The sequence below is a fragment of the Pseudomonas sp. GW821-FHT11G12 genome (assembly GCF_058808055.1).
The window spans coordinates 1-19149 of sequence record NZ_JBXARH010000003.1; the positions used below are offsets into that span (position 1 = coordinate 1).

Sequence of the window (19149 nt, forward strand, 5' to 3'; positions counted from 1 at the left end):
TCCGATCTCTCGTTAGCGGGAGGCGAATTCTACAGCGTTACACGCTGCTGTCAACACCTCTTTTTCTCCGCTTTCGATCGAGAAGATCGAAACGTCAAAAGAGCCAAACATCACCACTCTTTCAACTCCTTCCAGGCTTCGATGATCTGAAGCAAGCCGCTGCCGAAAACTGCGTAACTCATTGAGTTTCAAGGAGTTTTCCGTTTCGACTGTGCCGGAAGTGGGGCGAATTATAGGCCTCCAAAATCTGCCGTCAACCTCTATTTTCATAAATCTGTCATATCGGTCAAAAAAGCCCTGAAACGCAAAGGCCGACCTTAAAAGGTCGGCCTTCTTTGCATTGCCCTTCTACTTACAAGCTAGGGAAAGCGAATTGCGAAGCCTCATGGCTCGCACGCTGCGGCCAGCGCTGGGTGATCGCCTTGCGACGGGTGTAGAAGCGCACGCCATCCGGACCATAGGCATGCAGGTCGCCGAACAGCGAGCGCTTCCAGCCGCCGAAGCTGTGGTAAGCCACCGGCACTGGCAGCGGTACATTGACACCGACCATGCCGACTTCAATCTCGTCACAGAACAGACGTGCCGCCTCACCGTCACGGGTGAAGATGCAGGTGCCGTTGCCGTATTCGTGATCGTTGATCAGTTGCATTGCCTCTTCCAGGCTGTTCACCCGAACGACGCACAGCACCGGCCCGAAGATCTCTTCTTTATAGATGCGCATCTCAGGGGTGACGTTGTCGAACAGGCAGCCACCCAGGAAGAAGCCTTCCTCATGACCTGGCACGCTCAGACCACGACCATCGACCACCAGGGTCGCGCCCGCCGCCACGCCGTCTTCGACATAACCGCTGACCTTGTCGCGCGCCTGACCGGTGACCAGCGGCCCCATGTCCAGACCACACGAAGTACCGGCACCGATTTTCAGCGCCTTGATCTGTGGAACCAGTTTGGCCACCAGTGCGTCGGCTACCTGGTCGCCCACACACACGGCCACCGAAATCGCCATGCAGCGCTCGCCGCAGGAACCGTAAGCCGCGCCCATCAATGCGCTGACCGCGTTGTCCAGATCCGCATCCGGCATCAGTACTGCGTGGTTCTTCGCGCCGCCCAGAGCCTGCACGCGTTTGCCACGCTTGGTGCCTTCGGAATAGATGTATTCGGCAATCGGCGTCGAACCCACGAAGCTCAGCGCTTTGACTTCCGGCGCTTCGATCAGCGCGTCCACCGCAGTCTTGTCACCGTGCACGACACTCAGCACGCCTTTCGGCAGACCGGCTTCCAGCAGCAGTTGAGCGATCAGCAGGGTCGAGCTTGGATCACGCTCGGACGGTTTGAGGATGAAGCAGTTACCGCAAACGATCGCCAGCGGATACATCCACAGCGGCACCATCGCCGGGAAGTTGAACGGCGTGATGCCGGCCACCACGCCCAGCGGCTGGAAGTCAGACCAGGCATCGATGTTCGGGCCGACGTTGCGGCTGTACTCGCCCTTGAGAATTTCCGGCGCTGCGCAGGCGAACTCGACGTTCTCGATACCACGCTTCAGTTCACCGGCAGCATCTTCCAGCGTCTTGCCATGTTCTTCACTGATCAATTGCGAGATGCGCGCTTCGTTCTGCTCCAGCAGCTGCTTGAAGCGGAACATCACCTGGGCGCGTTTGGCCGGTGGCGTGTTGCGCCAGGCCGGGAACGCAGCCTTGGCGGCATCGATGGCGTGCTGGATGGTTTCGCGGCTGGCCAGCGGCAGCTTGTGGATAGCCTGACCGGTGGAAGGGTTGAACACATCTACTGCGCGACCGTTCTCGGTCACCAGTTCGCCATTGATCAAATGCGGGATAACGCTCATCGAAAACTCCTGAATTCTTGTCCACGGGCACCCGCCATGGAGTGCCCGTTTTTGTAGGTATATATAGAAGGAAAAATCAGTCGAGCTTGTTCAGCACCTCGCCGACCGCGTCGAACAGACGATCGAGGTCTTGCGGTTTGCTGTTGAAGGTAGGGCCGAACTGCAGGGTGTCGCCGCCGAAGCGCACGTAGAACCCGGCTTTCCACAACGCCATACCGGCTTCGAACGGACGCACGATAGCGTCGCCGTCACGGCCCGCGATCTGGATCGCACCGGCCAGGCCGTAGTTGCGGATGTCGATGACGTTCTTCGCACCTTTCAGACCATGCAGGGCATTTTCGAAATGCGGTGCAACTTCAGCCACGCTCTGCACCAGGTTTTCCTTTTGCAGCAGGTCGAGTGCCGCCAGGCCAGCGGCGCAAGCCACCGGGTGCGCCGAGTAGGTGTAGCCGTGCGGGAATTCCACCGCGTATTCCGGGGTCGGCTGGTTCATGAAGGTCTGGTAGATCTCGGAGCTGGCAATCACCGCGCCCATCGGGATCGCGCCGTTGGTGACTTGCTTGGCGATGCACATCAGGTCCGGGGTCACGCCAAAGGTGTCGGCACCAAACATGTTGCCGGTACGGCCGAAACCGGTGATCACTTCGTCGAACACCAGCAGGATGCTGTGCTGATCGCAGATTTCACGCAGGCGCTTGAGGTAGCCCTGTGGTGGAACCAGCACGCCAGCGGAACCGGCCAGAGGCTCAACGAACACCGCAGCAATGTTCGAAGCATCGTGCAGTTCGATCAGCTTCAGCAGCTCATCGGCCAGGGCGATACCACCCTGCTCCGGCATGCCACGGGAGAAGGCATTGCTCGCCAGCAACGTGTGCGGCAAGTGATCGACATCCATCATCGCCTGACCGAACAGCTTGCGGTTACCGTTGACGCCGCCGAGGCTGGTGCCGGCGATGTTCACACCGTGGTAGCCACGGGCGCGGCCGATCATTTTGGTCTTGGTCGACTGGCCTTTCAGGCGCCAGTAGGCGCGGACCATTTTCACCGCGGTATCGGCGCACTCGGAACCGGAGTCAGTGAAGAACACGTGATTCAGGTTGCCCGGAGTCAGCTCGGTGATTTTCTCGGCCAGCTGGAACGACAGCGGGTGACCGTACTGGAAGCCCGGCGAGTAATCGAGGGTGCCCAACTGTTTGGCCACCGCTTCCTGGATTTCCTTGCGGGTATGCCCGGCGCCGCAGGTCCACAGACCGGACAGCGAGTCGTACACCTTGCGGCCCTTGTCGTCGATCAGCCAGCTGCCTTCGGCACCGACGATCAGACGCGGGTCGCGCTGGAAGTTGCGGTTGGCGGTGTACGGCATCCAGTGCGCGTCCAGCTTCAGTTGGCTGGCCAGTGGCGACGACGCGTTTTCAGGCATGTTCATCGGGCAAAACCTCGCAGGGCAATAAGCTTCAGGGAGATAGAAAGCGTTGTTGCAGCTAAATTGCCACGGGGATAAAGTCGGTGAAATCCAACTTTTCTAACCTTCAGTTAGAACCCTGCTAAACAATGAGAACAACAGCATGAGCAGCCGCCGCCCCGATCCACTGGCCCAGGTCAGTGACTTTGACATTCGCCTGCTACGGATTTTTCGCAGTGTGGTCGAGTGCGGCGGCTTCTCCGCAGCGGAAACCGTGCTCGGCATCGGTCGCTCGGCGATCAGCCAGCAAATGAGCGATCTCGAACAACGCCTGGGCCTGCGTCTGTGCCAGCGCGGGCGCGCCGGTTTCTCCCTGACCGAAGAAGGTCGCGAGGTCTATCAATCGGCGCTGCAGCTTTTAAGTGCGCTGGAAAGTTTCCGCACCGAGGTCAACGGCCTGCACCAGCACTTGCGCGGCGAGCTGATCATCGGTCTGACCGACAACCTCGTCACCCTGCCCCACATGCGCATCACCCACGCGCTCGCACAGTTGAAAGAGCGCGGGCCGGACGTGCAGATCCAGATCCGCATGATCGCCCCCAATGAAGTCGAACAAGGTGTGCTCGACGGTCGCCTGCATGTCGGCGTGGTGCCGCAGGCCAGTGCGCTGTCGGGACTGGAATATCAGCCGCTGTACAGCGAACGCTCGCTGCTTTATTGCGCGGTCGGCCATCCGTTGTTTTATGTCGATGACAAACAGCTGGACGACGAACGCCTGAACAGCCAGGACGCCATCGCCCCGACCTTCCGTTTGCCGGCGGAGATCCAGGCGCACTATCAGGCCCTCAATTGCACCGCCAGCGCTTCCGACCGGGAGGGCATGGCATTCCTGATTCTGACCGGGCGTTACATCGGCTATCTGCCGGATCATTACGCCAGCCTCTGGGTGCAACAGGGGCGGCTGCGCGCGCTCAAGGCCAACACGCGTTTCTATGATTTGAGCCTCGCCTCGGTCACCCGCAAAGGCCGGCGTCCGCATCTGGTGCTGGAAAGCTTTCTCGAAAGCCTCGCCGCCACGCGCTGACGACCGGGGTTTTATTCGCCCGGGGCTTGTCGCAGGCCGATGGTTGCGCTATCAACGCAACTGGTTGCACCCCACAGACAAACCCGGAAGTGCCTATGACCTTTGAAGTCCCCGCTCACGGCGGCAAACCTGCCAGCCGCATTCGTCAGAAGAACGAAGAGACCATCATCAAAGCCGCCGAAGACGAGTTCGCCCGTCACGGATTCAAAGGCACCAGCATGAACACCATCGCCACCAAGGCCGGGTTACCCAAGGCGAATCTGCATTACTACTTCACCAACAAGCTCGGGTTGTACGTGGCGGTGCTGAGCAACATCCTCGAGCTGTGGGACAGCACCTTCAACACCCTGACCGCCGAGGACGATCCGGCCGAAGCCCTGACCCGCTACATCCGCGCGAAAATGGAGTTTTCCCGCCGTCAGCCGCAAGCGTCGCGGATCTTTGCGATGGAAGTGATCAGCGGCGGTGAATGCCTGACCGAGTATTTCAACCAGGACTACCGCGCCTGGTTCCAGGGCCGGGCCGCGGTGTTCCAGGCGTGGATCGATGCCGGCAAGATGGACCCGGTGGATCCGGTGCACCTGATCTTCCTCTTGTGGGGCAGTACGCAGCATTACGCCGACTTCGCCACACAGATCTGCCGAGTGACCGGTCGCAGCAAATTGACCAAACAGGACATGGACGACGCCGGCACCAACCTGATCCGCATCATCCTCAAAGGCTGCGGCCTCACTTCTTCTATATAAGTCGTTTTATGCCATTCACCCTCAGCGGCTTCTGCGAATTTCGCGAAGAGATTCGCAAAAGCCGTTTCATCACCTTCGCCGCACCGATCGGCAGCCCTGCCGAGGCGCAAACCTTCATCGAGCAGCACAGCGACTTGAACGCGTCGCACAATTGCTGGGCCTGGAAACTCGGTGATCAGTACCGTAGCAACGACGACGGCGAACCGGGCGGTACGGCCGGACGGCCGATTCTCGCGGCCATCGAAGCGCAGGATTGCGATCAGGTCGCAGTACTGGTGATCCGCTGGTACGGCGGCATTCAACTGGGCACCGGCGGATTGGCCCGGGCCTATGGCGGCGGGGCCAACAAGTGCCTGCAAGCTGCGGCGAAAGTCGAACTGATCAGCCGTGTGCCCCTGCGTTGTGCCTGCGGGTTTTCCGAGCTGGCGCTGGTGAAATTGCGAGTGGCGGATCTCGGCGGTCTGGTGGTGGAGGAAAACTTCACCGCCAACGGTGTCGAATTACAGTTGGCAGTGGGGGAAGCGCAGATCCCGTTGCTGCAAAACCAACTGGCGGATCTCAGCCGTGGACGCATCCTGCTCCAGCGCTGAACACCTGCAATATTTCGGGGCACGACACGATTCGCTTATTCCACCGAGTTGCCCACATCAGCTGTGCACCCGACTGTGGATAACCTGAGCACACACCGCTGTAACCCTTCTGTCACGTGGCTTTGCGCGTTTTGTTCACTTTTCGCCCAAACCACGTGAAAAAAGTTTAATTCCAAGAAAAAACAATCAGTTAGATCTGTTTATCGCCATTGGGAGATAGCACCGATGCGCTTATGCCAAGGTTTTCCGATTGCGCACAAATACTGTGGAGCAACCTGTGGATAACCCGTTCATGACTCCCTTAGCCGCAGGTGCTGCTTGACTCCGGCGGGATTGCTCGTTTTTTAACCAGATTTTCACGAACAAAACTGGAGCCTGATCAACGGCTTTGCGCTCAATTGGTGCTGCCCATCCGGGCAATTTTGCATTCGATGCTCTACGCAAAGGGTCGCCGGGCAAGGGGCTGACGGGTTCCTGACTCAATGGCCAGGAAATTGCTTTATCCACAGGCACAACTCCAAGCAAGCCGAGCCTGTCATGCCCAACGCCACGCCCACCCCGCGCCTGCAACTGCGCCGCATCAGCAAACGTTATCCCGGTTGTCTGGCCAACGATGCCATCGATCTGAGCATCGCCCCCGGTGAAATCCACGCCCTGCTGGGTGAAAACGGCGCGGGTAAAAGCACGCTGATGAAGATCATCTACGGCGTCACCCAGGCCGACTCGGGTGAAATGCTCTGGCAAGGGCAACCGGTGAACATGCGCAACCCGGCCCAGGCCCGGCAGTTGGGCATCGGCATGGTGTTCCAGCATTTCTCGCTGTTCGAAACCCTGACCGTGGCGCAGAACATTGCGCTGGCGATGGGCCCGGCGGCCGGGACGCCGAAACAGCTTGAACCGAAAATCCGTGAGGTGTCCCGCCGTTACGGCATGGCGCTGGAACCGGAGCGACTTGTCCACAGCCTGTCGATCGGCGAACGCCAGCGAGTGGAGATCGTCCGTTGCCTGATGCAGGACATTCGCCTGCTGATTCTCGACGAACCGACTTCAGTGCTCACGCCGCAGGAGGCCGAGGAACTGTTCATCACCCTGCGCCGGCTCGCGGCCGAGGGCTGCAGCATTCTGTTCATCAGCCACAAACTCGGCGAGGTGCGTGCCTTGTGCCACAGCGCCACGGTTCTGCGCAGCGGCCGGGTGGCCGGGCAATGCGTACCGGCCGAATGTTCCGACCGAGAGTTGGCGCAACTGATGGTCGGCGAGTCGGCGGCATTGATCAGCGAGTATCCGAAAGCCAGTGGCGGCGCGACATTTTTGCAGGTCAGCGGATTGAACTGGCACAACCCCGATCCGTTCGGCTGTTCGTTGATCGACATCGACTTGCAAGTACGCAGCGGTGAAATCGTCGGCATCGCCGGTGTGGCGGGCAACGGTCAGGATGAATTGCTGGCACTGCTGAGCGGCGAGCAAATCCTGCCCCGCGATGCAGCGCAAACCATCTGTTTCCGAGAACGCGCCGTCGCCGATCTACGTCCGGAGGCGCGACGCAAACTCGGCCTGGCTTTCGTCCCCGCCGAACGCCTCGGGCACGGCGCGGTCCCGGAGTTGAGCCTGGCAGACAACGCCCTGCTCACAGCCTTTCAACAAGGGCTGGTCAGCCACGGGTTGATCGAGCGCAACAAAGTCGAATCCCTCGCCGAGTTGATCATCCAGCGCTTCGGCGTGAAAACCCCGGACACCCAAACCAGCGCCCGCAGCCTGTCCGGCGGCAACCTGCAGAAATTCATCCTCGGTCGGGAAATTCTTCAGCAACCGAAACTGCTGATCGCGGCGCACCCGACCTGGGGCGTGGACGTCGGCGCGGCGGCCGTGATCCATCGCGCCCTGATCGCCCTGCGCGACGCCGGCGCGGCGATCCTGGTGATTTCCGAAGACCTCGACGAACTGTTCCAGATCAGCGACCGCCTCGGCGCGCTCTGCGGCGGGCGGATGTCGGCGCTGCAAGACACGGTGCAAACCCGAATCAGCGATGTCGGTGGCTGGATGGCCGGCCAGTTCCACAGCCCTCAACCACAACCCGCCACGGTTTAACGGAGTTTCCCATGCTGCTTTCCCTTGAACCCCGTGGCCGGCAATCGCGCCTGATGCTGTGGTGCTCGCCGCTGTTGGCGGCGGTGCTGACCCTCGGTTGTGGCTCGCTGCTGTTCATCGCCCTCGGTCATGATCCGCTGCAAACCTTGCACACCTTGCTGATCGCGCCGGTCAGCGACTTGTATGGCGTCTCCGAATTATTGGTCAAGGCGTTGCCGATCCTGCTCTGTGCCCTCGGTCTGGCGGTGGCCTATCAGGCGCGAATCTGGAACATCGGCGCCGAAGGTCAATTGTTGCTCGGTGCGTTGGCCGGCAGTGCGCTGGCGGTGAACATCATCGATATGCAGAGCCGTTGGGCCTTGGTGCTGATCCTGCTCACCGGCACGTTCGCCGGCGCCGCGTGGGCCGGGCTAACCGCCTGGTTGCGCACGCGCTTCAATGCCAACGAAATCCTCACCAGCATCATGCTCAATTACATCGCGCTGAACCTGCTGCTGTTCTGCGTCCACGGGCCGTTGAAGGACCCGGCCGGGTACAACTTTCCCGAGTCGGCGATGTTTGGCGACGCCAGCCGCTTGCCGCTGTTGATGGAGGATGGTCGGGTTCACGCCGGGGTGTATTTCGCCCTGCTCGCGCTGGTGGCGGTGTGGGTGTTGTTGCAGAAAAGCTTTGTCGGCTTCCAGATCAAAGTGCTCGGGCTGGATAAACGCGCGGCAGGATTTGCCGGGTTTCGCGAGAAGCGTCTGATCTGGCTCGCACTGCTGATCAGCGGAGGATTGGCGGGACTTGCCGGGGTCTGCGAAGTCACCGGACCGATCGGGCAACTGGTGCCGCAGGTCTCGCCGGGCTACGGCTATGCGGCGATCACCGTGGCGTTTCTCGGCAGGCTCAATCCCCTCGGCATTCTGTTTTCCAGCCTGTTGATGGCGCTGCTGTACATCGGCGGCGAGAGCGCGCAGATGACGCTGAACCTGCCGCAGGCGATCACCCAGTTGTTTCAGGGAATGATGCTGTTTTTCCTGCTGGCCTGTGACGTGCTGATCCTCTACCGACCCCGTCTGAACCTGCGCTGGGTGCGGCGCACCTCAACCACCGCCGTAACCGCTGGAGCGCTGTGATGGATATCGATCTGCTGAGCAATGTTTTCTACGCCATGGTGCGTTGCGGCACACCGCTGCTGCTGGTGGCGCTGGGTGAACTGATCTGCGAAAAGAGCGGCGTGCTCAACCTCGGGCAGGAAGGGATGATGCTGTTTGGTGCGGTGATCGGTTTCATCGTCGCGTTCAACAGCGGCAACCTGTGGCTGGGCGTGGTGTTGGCGATGCTTGCCGGGATGCTGTTGTCGTCGCTGTTTGCCCTGGTGGCGCTGGTGTTCAACGCCAATCAGGTGGCGACCGGGCTGGCGCTGACGATTTTTGGTGTGGGCCTGTCGACCTTTGTCGGCGCGGCGTGGGTCGGCAAACCGCTGGCCGGTTTCGAGCCGCTGGCGATTCCATTCTTGAGTGACATCCCGCTGATCGGCCGCATGCTGTTTGCCCAGGATCTGCTGGTGTACCTGTCGTTCGCGCTGTTTGCACTGGTGGCCTGGGTGATCGTGAAAAGCCGTGTCGGGCTGATCATCCAGGCGGTCGGCGAAAACCCGGACGCCGCGAGTGCCATGGGCTTGCCGGTGCTGACCGTGCGCACACTGGCGGTGTTGTTCGGCGGAGCGATGGCCGGACTGGCCGGGGCTTATCTGTCGCTGGCGTACACACCGATGTGGGCCGAGAACATGACCGCCGGGCGTGGCTGGATTGCGCTCGCGCTGGTGGTGTTCGCCAGTTGGCGGGTGTGGCGGCTTTTGCTCGGCGCGTATCTGTTCGGACTCGCCAGCATCCTGCACCTGGTGGCGCAGGGGTTGGGGCTGGCGATTCCTTCAAGCCTGCTGGCGATGCTGCCGTACGTCGCGACCATTCTGGTGCTGGTGTTGTTGTCGCGGGATGCGGTGCGTACACGGTTGTACGCGCCGGTATCACTGGGACAGCCGTGGCAGGCCGGACATTAAGCCGTGACGGCCCGCGACAGCGACCGAACAGGCAACGCCTGAGCAATGCCCCACGCCACTTCGAGAACCAGGAAACCCACCACCAACGAACTGGCGCCGTGGGCCAGGGCATACGTCATCCACGCCGCGAACAGAAATCGCGTCACCGCGTCATAGCGCCCATAAACCGGCTGCGGATCACGAATCCGCAGCACCGACCACATGCACACCACAGAACCGAACAGATTCGCCATCAACAGATGCGCAGGTTCGAACGCCGGCAACTCACCGGGCAATTCCAGCGCCTGACTCAACGCCGTCAACAACCCATGCAACACAGCAAAACTCCATGGCGTGACAAACGCCACTGTCACGATCAAGTCATACCAGGCACTGCCGCGCACCAACTGTCGATACTGCGTTGAAGTCCACATCATCCTTGCTCCGAAAATTCAGGGAGCAATCACGGTAAAGCCTGGAGTATGCTCCAGGGTCAAACACTTTCGAGACCTGCAAGATGCGCATCGGTGAGTTAGCCCAGACCTGCGATGTCAGCCGTGACACGCTGCGTTTCTACGAGGAGCGCGGATTGATTGCGGCGCAACGCAGCGCCAACGGTTATCGCGACTATCCGCCGGAAATGGTGCAACTGGTGCTCTACATCAAAACGGCGCAGCGTCTGGGCTTTACCCTTGGCGAGATCGGCAGCAGCGTTGGCGCGTTGTGGCAATCGCCAAACCCCGACACCACCGTCACGCAACTGCTGCAAGACAAACTCAAGCTGGTCGAAACCCGCATGGCTGAACTCGGTGAGCTGCGCCAGGAATTGCAGCATCGGCTCGGTCAACGTTGTCCATTGAACCCGTGATCTTTCAACTTTCAAGGAAAGCCAATCATGTCCGCACTGAATCCTGCCAAGCACGCACTGATCATCGGCGCCTCCCGGGGCCTGGGCCTGGGTCTGGTGAAAACCCTGCTGACCGACGGCTGGCAAGTTACCGCCACGGTTCGCAATCCTGCGAACGCCGAGGCGCTGAAAGCACTGGGCAACGTGCAAGTCGAAAAACTCGACATGGACGACCAGCAAGCCGTGATAGCCCTGAGCCAGCAACTCAAGGGCGAGACCTTCGACCTGCTGTTCGTCAATGCCGGGGTCAAAGGCCCTGAAGTGCAGACCCCGGGCGGCGCGACGCTGGCAGAAGTCGGTCAGTTGTTCTTCACCAACGCCGTGGCGCCGATCAACTTGGCCCAGCGTTTTGTCGGGCAGATTCGCGACGGCAGCGGCGTGCTGGCGTTCATGAGTTCGGTGCTCGGCAGCGTGACCATGCCCGACGCGCCGGAACTGGCGCTGTACAAGGCCAGCAAAGCGGCGCTGAACTCGATGACCAACAGCTTCGTCACTCAGTTGGGCGATCAGAAACTGACTGTGCTGTCGCTGCATCCGGGCTGGGTGAAAACCGACATGGGCGGCGAAGGCGCCGACATTGACGTCGACACCAGCACCCGCGGCCTGGTGGATCAGGTGGACGCGTTTGCCGGCAAGGGCGGCCATCACTTTGTGAACTACAAGGGTGAAACCATTCCCTGGTAAACACTGGACCCTGTGGGGGCTCACTCCCACAGGGTTATCCCGGTGTCTGGTCGGGTTGGGCTTGCCCGTCGCAACATTTTGTTCGAAACTCCGCACCTCGTCCTTCGCGGCGACCCTGGATCAGCAGACAGGGCAACACTGAGCTGGCAACCCTGAACCCAACTTTCAGAGGAGCCGGCCACAATGCCTGCGACCCGTATCTGGTTAAAAAATCCCCTCGCCATTTTCACGGCCAACGGTCTCGACGCCCGTGGCGGTCTGGTGCTGCAAGACGGTGTGATTACCGAAGTGCTCGGCGCCGGCCAGCGACCTTCCGCCCCGTGCAATGAAGTGTTCGACGCCCGTGAGCACGTGATCCTGCCGGGCCTGATCAACACCCATCACCACTTCTATCAGACCCTGACCCGCGCCTGGGCGCCGGTGGTCAATCAGCCGTTGTTCCCGTGGCTGAAAACCCTGTACCCGGTCTGGGCACGCCTGACCCCGGAAAAGCTCGCCCTTGCCACCAAAGTCGCGCTGGCCGAACTGTTGTTGTCGGGTTGCACCACCGCCGCCGATCACCACTACCTGTTCCCGGATGGCCTGGAAAACGCCATCGACGTGCAAGTCGAAACCGTGCGTGAACTGGGTATGCGCGCCATGCTCACCCGTGGTTCGATGAGCCTCGGCGAGAAGGACGGCGGCCTGCCTCCGCAGCAGACCGTGCAGGAAGGCCAGGTGATTCTCGACGACAGCCAGCGCCTGATTCACGAGTACCACGAACGTGGCGACGGTGCGCAAATCCAGATCGCTCTGGCGCCGTGCTCGCCGTTCTCGGTGACCCCGGAAATCATGTCCGCCAGCGCCGAGCTGGCAAACAAACTCGATGTGCGCCTGCACACTCACCTCGCCGAAACCCTCGACGAAGAGGATTTCTGCCTGCAACGCTTCGGCCTGCGCACCGTGGATTATCTGGACAGCGTCGGCTGGCTCGGCCCGCGCACGTGGCTGGCCCACGGCATCCACTTCAACCCCGACGAAATCGCCCGCCTCGGCGCGGCCGGCACCGGTATCTGCCATTGCCCGAGCTCGAACATGCGTCTGGCGTCCGGCATCTGCCCGAGCATCGACCTGACCGATGCCGGCGCATTGTTCGGTCTCGGTGTGGATGGTTCGGCGTCCAACGATGCGTCGAACATGATCCTCGAAGCCCGCCAGGCCCTGTACATCCAGCGCCTGCGTTATGGCGCCGAGAAGATCACCCCGGAACGCGTGCTGGGTTGGGCGACCAAGGGCTCGGCGAGTCTGTTGGGTCGTACCGACATCGGCGAACTGGCGGTCGGCAAGCAGGCGGACCTGGCGTTGTTCAAGCTGGATGAACTGCGCTTCTCCGGCAGTCATGACCCGATTTCGGCATTGCTGTTGTGCGGCGCGGACCGCGCGGATCGCGTGATGGTCGGCGGCAAGTGGCGCGTGGTTGACGGGCAGGTTGAGGGGCTGGACCTCAAAGGCCTGATTGCCGATCACAGCCAGGCGGCTCGGCAGTTGATCGCCGGCACCTGATCTCCCCCCTCTGATCGTTCCCACGCTCCGCGTGGGAATGCATACCGGGACGCTCTGCGTCCCAGCGTAGGACGCGGAGCGTCCTTTGCGGCATTCCCACGCAGAGCGTGGGAACGATCAATCACAACCCCAGCAGCGACAACATGATGAACGTCGCAAACAACACAAAATGGGTCATGCCCTCAATGGCATTGGTCTCCCCGTCATTGAGGTTGATCGCGCTGACGATCAGCGTGATGAAGATCATCACGGTCTGCACCGGGGTCATCGCCATCTGAAACGGCTGACCGGTGTAGAGCGCCATCGCTTCCATCACCGGCACCGTCAGGATCACTGTCGACAACGACGCGCCCATCGCAATGTTGACCACCGACTGCATGCGATTGGCCAGCGCCGCGCGCAACGCGGTCAGGATCTCCGGCGCCGCCGAAATCGCCGCCACCAGAATCGCCGTGATCACCGGCGGTGCGCCCGTCCCTTCCAGGCCCAGATCGAGGGTCTTGGACATCACCTCGGCCAGTGCGCCGATCACCACCACACCGAACACCAGAATGCCGATCGACAGCGCCAGGCTGACCGGTTTCGGCTCCTGCTCCACCGGCTCTTTCTTGCGGCGTTTATCCGGGTAGCTGTAGCTGAAAAAGTAGCTGTGCGGGCCGACCTGCATGCGCAGGAACAACGTATAAAGCACCACCATCGCGCCGATGGTGAACGCCGAATAGATTTTCCAGTCGGCCTCGGGAATGAACTCCGGTACCACCATCGACACACCCATGGCGGTGAGAATCATCACGCTGTAACTGCGGGCCGAATCATCGTTGTAGGACTGCTCGCCATGCTTGATCCCGCCCATCAATGCGGCGAGACCGAGGATGCCGTTGATGTCGAGCATGACCGCCGAATAGATCGTGTCGCGCACCAGCGTCGGCGAGGCTTCGTTGCTCATCATGATCGCCAGGATCACCACTTCAACCAGCACGGCGGCGAGGGTCAGGATCATCGTGCCGTAAGGGTCGCCGACTTTTTCCGCGAGCAATTCGGCCTGATGGGCGACGCGCATCGAGGCGGCGACGATAAACGCGATCAATACCAGCCCGCCGGTCAAGGCGACGACCTGGCCACTGTGCAGCAACCAGTGTTCCAGCGGATAGGCCACGAGAGCGGCGATCAGGGCCAGCAGCAGAAAGCTTTCTTGCTTGAGGATCGTGAGCATGGCGGGCCTGCGGGCGCTGGGGACGAATGAGTGACTGACTGCGGGGCGGCGCTAATAGTTCGTTACACCTTAGCGCACCAGTGGATGGCAGCTTTATCTACGCCTGCACTTTTATTGGCCTTTGCGGCCTCTTCGCGAGCAAGCCCGCTCCCACAGGGATCGCGGCGTTTTTGTGGGAGCGTGCTTGCTCGCGAAGGCCTCGTCGCGATTTCGACTCGATTTGTTGTCCGCTTGGTCAGCCTTTTGCATTGCCCTCCCCACACCAACAAAAGGGAGTTCGCGTTCATGCAAAAACGTCCGCTGCAAACACTGCTGTGCATCGCCATGGGCCTTGGCCTCAGCCTGGGCGCCAGTGCCGCCGATCCACTGAAAGTCGGCTTCGTCTACATCGGCCCCATCGGCGACCACGGCTGGACGTATCAGCATGAACAGGGGCGCAAGGCGCTGGCGGAAAAACTCGGCACGCAGATCACCACCAACTACGTGGAGAACGTCGCCGAAGGTGCCGATGCCGAGCGGGTGATCCGCAACATGGCCAAGGACAACTACGACCTGATCTTCACCACGTCTTTCGGCTACATGAACCCGACGGTGAAAGTCGCCAAACAGTTTCCCAAGGTGACCTTCGAACACGCCACCGGCTACAAGCAGGACAAGAACCTCGGCACCTATCTGGCGCGCACCTACGAGGGCCGTTACGTCGGTGGTTTCCTCGCGGCGAAGATGACCAAGACCAAGAAGATTGGCTATGTCGCCTCGTTCCCGATCCCGGAAGTGATCCGCGACATCAACGCCATCCAGCTGGCCCTGAACAAGTACAACCCCGGCACCGAAATCAAAGTGGTGTGGGTCAATTCGTGGTTCGATCCGGGTAAAGAGGCCGACGCCGCCAACGCGCTGATCGACCAGGGCGTGGACGTGGTGTTCCAGCACACCGACAGCCCGGCGCCGATCCAGGCCGCCGAACGGCGTGGCGTCTATGCCGTGGGCTACGCTTCCGACATGGCGCACTTCGGCCCGAAAGCGGTGCTGACCTCGATCGTCAACGACTGGGCACCGCACTACATTCAGGCGACCCAGAGCGTGATCGATCACAACTGGAAATCCCAGGACTACTGGGGCGGGTTGAAGGAAGGCACGGTCGAACTGCCGATCAGCGATCTGGTGCCGGCGCCGGTGAAGGCCGAAGCCGAGCAGATCATCGCGGACATCAAGAGCGGCACCTTGCAACCGTTCACCGGGCCGATCAAGGATCAGGCCGGGGTCGAGAAAATCCCGGCGGGGGTCAGCGCGACCAATGTGGAACTGGCGTCGATGAACTACTACGTCGAAGGCATGAAGGCCGAGATGCCGAAGTAATCCACCTGACGCCGACCTGACCCTGATCGTTCCCACGCTCTGCGTGGGAATGCAGCCCGGGACGCTCCGCGTCCCTGCCAAAGCGGACGCGGAGCGTCCATTGAGGCACTCCCACGCGGACGGTTCGACGCCTCGACGTGGGAACGATCCCCCTTTTACCTTTCAAGGATTTTGTATGGATCAGCTTCCAATCATCGACATCAGCCCGCTCTACTCCGACGACCAGAACGCTTGGTCCGCCGTCGCCGAACAGATCGACCACGCCTGCCGCGAATGGGGCTTCTTCTACATCAAGGGTCACCCGATTTCTGCGCAGCGAATCGAATCCCTGCTCGATCACGCACAGCGCTTCTTTGCGCAACCGGCAGAAGAAAAACTCAAGATCGACATCACCCAGACTGTCCATCACCGCGGCTACGGCGCCATCGCCACCGAGCAGCTCGACCCGGACAAACCCAGCGACCTCAAGGAAACCTTCGACATGGGCCTGCACCTGCCGGCCGATCATCCCGAGGTGCTGGCAGCAAAACCCTTGCGTGGCCCCAACCGTCATCCGGCCATTCCCGGCTGGGAAACGCTGATGGAGCAGCACTACCTCGACATGCAGGCCCTCGCGCAAACCCTGCTGCGAGCCATGACCCTGGCACTGGGCATCGAGCGCGACTTCTTCGACACGCGCTTCAACGAGCCGGTCAGCGTGCTGCGGATGATCCATTACCCGCCGCGCCACACCGCCAGTTCCGCCGAACAGCAGGGGGCCGGTGCGCATACCGATTACGGCTGTATCACTCTGCTGTATCAGGACACCGCTGGCGGCTTGCAGGTCAAGAATGTGAAAGGCCAGTGGATCGACGCACCGCCCATCGACGGCACGTTCGTGGTCAACCTCGGCGACATGATGGCGCGCTGGAGCAACGACCGTTATCGCTCGACCCCGCACCGGGTCATCAGCCCGCTCGGCGTGGATCGCTATTCGATGCCGTTCTTCGCCGAGCCGCATCCGGACACGCGTATCGAATGCCTGCCCGGTTGCCAGGACGACCAGCATCCAGCGAAATATCCGACCACCACCTGCGCCGAATTCCTGCTGTCACGTTTTGCCGATACCTACGCCTACCGACGAGAGCAGGAAGCGGTGTGATGGATCGGTTGGTCAGGTTTTGCCAATTGTTTCGGCGCGCATCTGTAGAATGCCGTCATTGCACCTGATGAGAAAAGAATATGTACGACTGGCTCAACGCCCTGCCCAAGGCCGAACTGCACCTGCACCTCGAAGGCTCGCTGGAGCCCGAGCTGCTGTTCGCCCTGGCCGAACGCAACAAGATCGCCCTGCCGTGGAGCGACGTCGAGACACTGCGCAAGGCTTACGCCTTCAACAACCTGCAGGAATTCCTCGACCTGTATTACCAGGGCGCCGACGTGCTGCGCACTTCCCAGGATTTCTACGACCTGACCTGGGCCTACCTGCTGCGCTGCAAAGAACAGAACGTGATCCACACCGAACCGTTCTTCGATCCGCAGACCCACACCGACCGTGGCATCCCGTTCGAAGTGGTGCTCAACGGCATCGCCGCCGCGCTGAAGGATGGCGAGCAGCAACTGGGCATCACCAGCGGTTTGATCCTGAGCTTCCTGCGCCACCTGAGCGAAGACGAAGCGCAGAAAACCCTCGACCAGGCACTGCCGTTCCGCGATGCATTCGTCGCCGTGGGCCTGGACAGTTCCGAGATGGGTCACCCGCCGAGCAAGTTCCAGCGCGTGTTCGACCGTGCCCGTCACGAAGGCTTCCTGACCGTCGCCCATGCTGGCGAAGAAGGCCCGCCGGAGTACATCTGGGAAGCCATCGACCTGCTGAAAATCCAGCGCATCGACCATGGCGTTCGCGCCATCGAAGACGAGCGCCTGATGCAGCGGATCATCGACGAGCAGATCCCGCTGACCGTGTGCCCGCTGTCGAACACCAAACTCTGCGTGTTCGATCACATGTCCCAGCACAACATCCTCGACATGCTCGAGCGCGGCGTGAAGGTCACGGTGAACTCCGATGACCCGGCGTACTTCGGGGGTTATGTCACCGAAAACTTCCATGCCTTGCACGAACATCTGGGCATGACCCAGGATCAGGCCAAACGCCTGGCACAAAACAGCCTGGATGCGCGGTTGGTAAAACCGTAACAGCACAAAGCCGTTCGAACACGCCCGTGTTCGAACGGCTTTTCAGGTCTCAGCGCACAACCGCTTCAGTCAACTCTTCCAGCGTCTTGCCCCGGGTCTCCATCCCGAACAGCCACACCACCCCCGCCGCCACCGCAAAGCACAACGCCCCCAACGCAAATACCCCGCCCTGCCCGGTGATCGGGAACACCAGACCGGTGATCAGCGGCCCGAGCAGCGAACCCACGCGCCCGATGGCCGAGGCGAAACCCGAGCCCGTCGCACGTGCCGATGTCGGGTACAACTCCGGCGTGTAGGTGTAGAGCACCGCCCACATGCCGAACAGGAAAAACTGCATCAACAGGCCCGAGCCGATCAGCAGCCCGACATTGCCGCCGAACACCGCACTCTGGCCGTACAGAAACGCCATCACCCCGCCGCCCAGCAACGTGACGATGCACACCGGTTTACGCCCCCAGCGCTCCACCAGCCACGCCGCCATCAGAAACCCGGGTATCCCGCCGAGGGAAATCAGCACCGTGTAATACACCGACTGAGTGACCGCGAACCCCGACTGTTGCAGCAACGCGCTGAGCCAGGACGTCAGTCCGTAGAACCCGAGCAATGCAAAGAACCACAGACTCCAGAGCATCATCGTGCGCTGGCGGTACAGCGGCGACCAGATCTGGCGGAGGGCCGAAAGGAAGTTGCCCGGTGGCGTGATCACCCGAGGCAGGCGAACCGGCTCCGGCAACGCAGCCCCGCCGAGCGACGCCCGCACCCGGTCCTCAATGGCGCACAGCACCTTGTCCGCCGCGTCATGCTTGCCCGCCTGTTCCAGCCAGCGTGGCGACTCGGGAATAAAAAAGCGGATCGCCAATACAAATACCGCCGGCACCGCCAACACCAGAAAGATGTCGCGCCAGCCAATCAGCGGCAGCAGGAAATACGACAGCACCCCGGCAGCAACAAAACCCAGCGGCCAGAAGCCGTCCATCAAGGCGATGTAGCGCCCGCGACGCCTGGCCGGTATCAGCTCCGAAAGCATCGACTGGGCAATCGGAAACTCCATGCCCATGCCGATCCCCAGCAGGATGCGGAACAGGGTCAGACTCTCGACCGTTTGCGCCGTAGAGCACAGGTAACTGGCCACACCCCACAACACGATGCTCCACTGAAACACCGGTTTACGGCCGAAACGATCAGCCAGCAGTCCGGACAGCGATGCGCCCAGCACCATGCCGAAAAAACTCGAACTGGCGAGCAGCCCGGCTTCGGCGCTGCTCAGGCCGAATTCGGTTTTGATCGAGCCGAGCAGGAAGGTCATCATCGCCAGATCCATGGAGTCGAAGAAAAACGCCAGGGCGATGATGATGAATATGATCCGGTGATAACCGCTGACCGGCAGGCGTTCCAGTCGATCTGCCGCGCTGAAGTTTCCCGTGTCCATGCCACCTCCTCCATCCGAAATGTCTGCGGATCGAGTGTGCGCGATAGCCGTTCAGCCTTTG

Annotated in this window: 18 protein-coding genes; 12 read left to right on the forward strand and 6 right to left on the reverse strand. The window is 61.1% G+C overall.

Translation table 11 applies throughout. The annotated features are described in order from the left end of the window. Window positions 1-12: 12 nt before the first annotated feature. The 3 genes from AC1RR7_RS11370 to aptA all read right to left on the reverse strand — a co-directional run bounded on the left by AC1RR7_RS11370 (window position 13) and on the right by aptA (window position 3272). On the reverse strand, window positions 13-192 hold the full coding sequence (locus AC1RR7_RS11370) for a hypothetical protein (protein WP_493157448.1): 180 nt from the start codon (window positions 190-192) through the stop codon (window positions 13-15). A gap of 160 nt (window positions 193-352) precedes the next feature. Beyond that, window positions 353-1846, reverse strand: a complete 1494-nt coding sequence (locus tag AC1RR7_RS11375; protein WP_096819678.1) for a CoA-acylating methylmalonate-semialdehyde dehydrogenase — start codon at window positions 1844-1846, stop codon at window positions 353-355. A 76-nt stretch (window positions 1847-1922) separates the two neighbouring features. After that, window positions 1923-3272, reverse strand: a complete 1350-nt coding sequence (gene aptA, locus AC1RR7_RS11380; protein ID WP_096819679.1) for an omega-aminotransferase AptA — start codon at window positions 3270-3272, stop codon at window positions 1923-1925. Between the two features lie 139 nt (window positions 3273-3411). Between aptA and AC1RR7_RS11385 the strand changes: the two genes are divergently transcribed. The 6 genes from AC1RR7_RS11385 to AC1RR7_RS11410 all read left to right on the forward strand — a co-directional run bounded on the left by AC1RR7_RS11385 (window position 3412) and on the right by AC1RR7_RS11410 (window position 9800). After that, a complete protein-coding gene (locus tag AC1RR7_RS11385; RefSeq protein ID WP_192559700.1) occupies window positions 3412-4332 on the forward strand; it encodes a LysR family transcriptional regulator in 921 nt (306 codons plus the stop codon). 95 nt (window positions 4333-4427) lie between these two features. Further along, a complete protein-coding gene (locus tag AC1RR7_RS11390) occupies window positions 4428-5078 on the forward strand; it encodes a TetR/AcrR family transcriptional regulator (protein WP_102622766.1) in 651 nt (216 codons plus the stop codon). Between the two features lie 8 nt (window positions 5079-5086). Next, window positions 5087-5668 carry an IMPACT family protein gene (locus tag AC1RR7_RS11395; protein ID WP_493157450.1) on the forward strand — a complete coding sequence of 194 codons (582 nt, stop codon included), beginning with the start codon at window positions 5087-5089 and terminating at the stop codon, window positions 5666-5668. A gap of 537 nt (window positions 5669-6205) precedes the next feature. Next, a complete protein-coding gene (locus AC1RR7_RS11400) occupies window positions 6206-7756 on the forward strand; it encodes an ABC transporter ATP-binding protein (protein WP_493157452.1) in 1551 nt (516 codons plus the stop codon). A gap of 11 nt (window positions 7757-7767) precedes the next feature. After that, entirely contained in the window at window positions 7768-8874 is a 1107-nt protein-coding gene (locus AC1RR7_RS11405) for an ABC transporter permease (RefSeq protein WP_273535458.1), read from the forward strand. Next, a complete protein-coding gene (locus AC1RR7_RS11410) occupies window positions 8874-9800 on the forward strand; it encodes an ABC transporter permease (protein ID WP_493091164.1) in 927 nt (308 codons plus the stop codon). The genes AC1RR7_RS11405 and AC1RR7_RS11410 overlap by 1 nt, the downstream gene beginning before the upstream one ends. Here the strand turns inward: AC1RR7_RS11410 and AC1RR7_RS11415 are convergent. Next, entirely contained in the window at window positions 9797-10213 is a 417-nt protein-coding gene (locus AC1RR7_RS11415) for a hypothetical protein (RefSeq protein ID WP_096819686.1), read from the reverse strand. The genes AC1RR7_RS11410 and AC1RR7_RS11415 overlap by 4 nt on opposite strands. Before the next feature lie 83 nt (window positions 10214-10296). Between AC1RR7_RS11415 and AC1RR7_RS11420 the strand changes: the two genes are divergently transcribed. The 3 genes from AC1RR7_RS11420 to AC1RR7_RS11430 all read left to right on the forward strand — a co-directional run bounded on the left by AC1RR7_RS11420 (window position 10297) and on the right by AC1RR7_RS11430 (window position 12912). Beyond that, the gene (locus AC1RR7_RS11420) at window positions 10297-10647 is read left to right on the forward strand and encodes a MerR family transcriptional regulator (protein ID WP_096819687.1); all 351 of its coding nucleotides are present in this window, start codon (window positions 10297-10299) and stop codon (window positions 10645-10647) included. 36 nt (window positions 10648-10683) lie between these two features. After that, window positions 10684-11370, forward strand: coding sequence for an SDR family oxidoreductase (locus AC1RR7_RS11425; RefSeq protein WP_493157762.1), 687 nt, complete (start codon window positions 10684-10686; stop codon window positions 11368-11370). A 183-nt stretch (window positions 11371-11553) separates the two neighbouring features. Then, a complete protein-coding gene (locus tag AC1RR7_RS11430) occupies window positions 11554-12912 on the forward strand; it encodes an 8-oxoguanine deaminase (protein WP_102622761.1) in 1359 nt (452 codons plus the stop codon). Window positions 12913-13033: 121 nt separating this feature from the next. Here AC1RR7_RS11430 and AC1RR7_RS11435 read toward each other — a convergent pair whose 3' ends face one another. Next, on the reverse strand, window positions 13034-14125 hold the full coding sequence (locus AC1RR7_RS11435; protein WP_102622760.1) for a calcium:cation antiporter: 1092 nt from the start codon (window positions 14123-14125) through the stop codon (window positions 13034-13036). Window positions 14126-14410: 285 nt separating this feature from the next. Here AC1RR7_RS11435 and AC1RR7_RS11440 point away from each other — a divergent pair, with 285 nt between their 5' ends. The 3 genes from AC1RR7_RS11440 to AC1RR7_RS11450 all read left to right on the forward strand — a co-directional run bounded on the left by AC1RR7_RS11440 (window position 14411) and on the right by AC1RR7_RS11450 (window position 17659). Continuing rightward, window positions 14411-15484 (forward strand): BMP family ABC transporter substrate-binding protein, encoded by a 1074-nt coding sequence (locus tag AC1RR7_RS11440; RefSeq protein WP_102622759.1) that lies wholly within the window; start codon window positions 14411-14413, stop codon window positions 15482-15484. 175 nt (window positions 15485-15659) lie between these two features. Then, the gene (locus AC1RR7_RS11445; protein WP_493157456.1) at window positions 15660-16625 is read left to right on the forward strand and encodes a 2-oxoglutarate and iron-dependent oxygenase domain-containing protein; all 966 of its coding nucleotides are present in this window, start codon (window positions 15660-15662) and stop codon (window positions 16623-16625) included. A gap of 80 nt (window positions 16626-16705) precedes the next feature. After that, on the forward strand, window positions 16706-17659 hold the full coding sequence (locus AC1RR7_RS11450; protein WP_011332312.1) for an adenosine deaminase: 954 nt from the start codon (window positions 16706-16708) through the stop codon (window positions 17657-17659). Window positions 17660-17708: 49 nt separating this feature from the next. Here AC1RR7_RS11450 and AC1RR7_RS11455 read toward each other — a convergent pair whose 3' ends face one another. Next, window positions 17709-19088 carry an MFS transporter gene (locus AC1RR7_RS11455; RefSeq protein ID WP_493157457.1) on the reverse strand — a complete coding sequence of 460 codons (1380 nt, stop codon included), beginning with the start codon at window positions 19086-19088 and terminating at the stop codon, window positions 17709-17711. Between the last annotated feature and the right edge of the window lie 61 nt (window positions 19089-19149).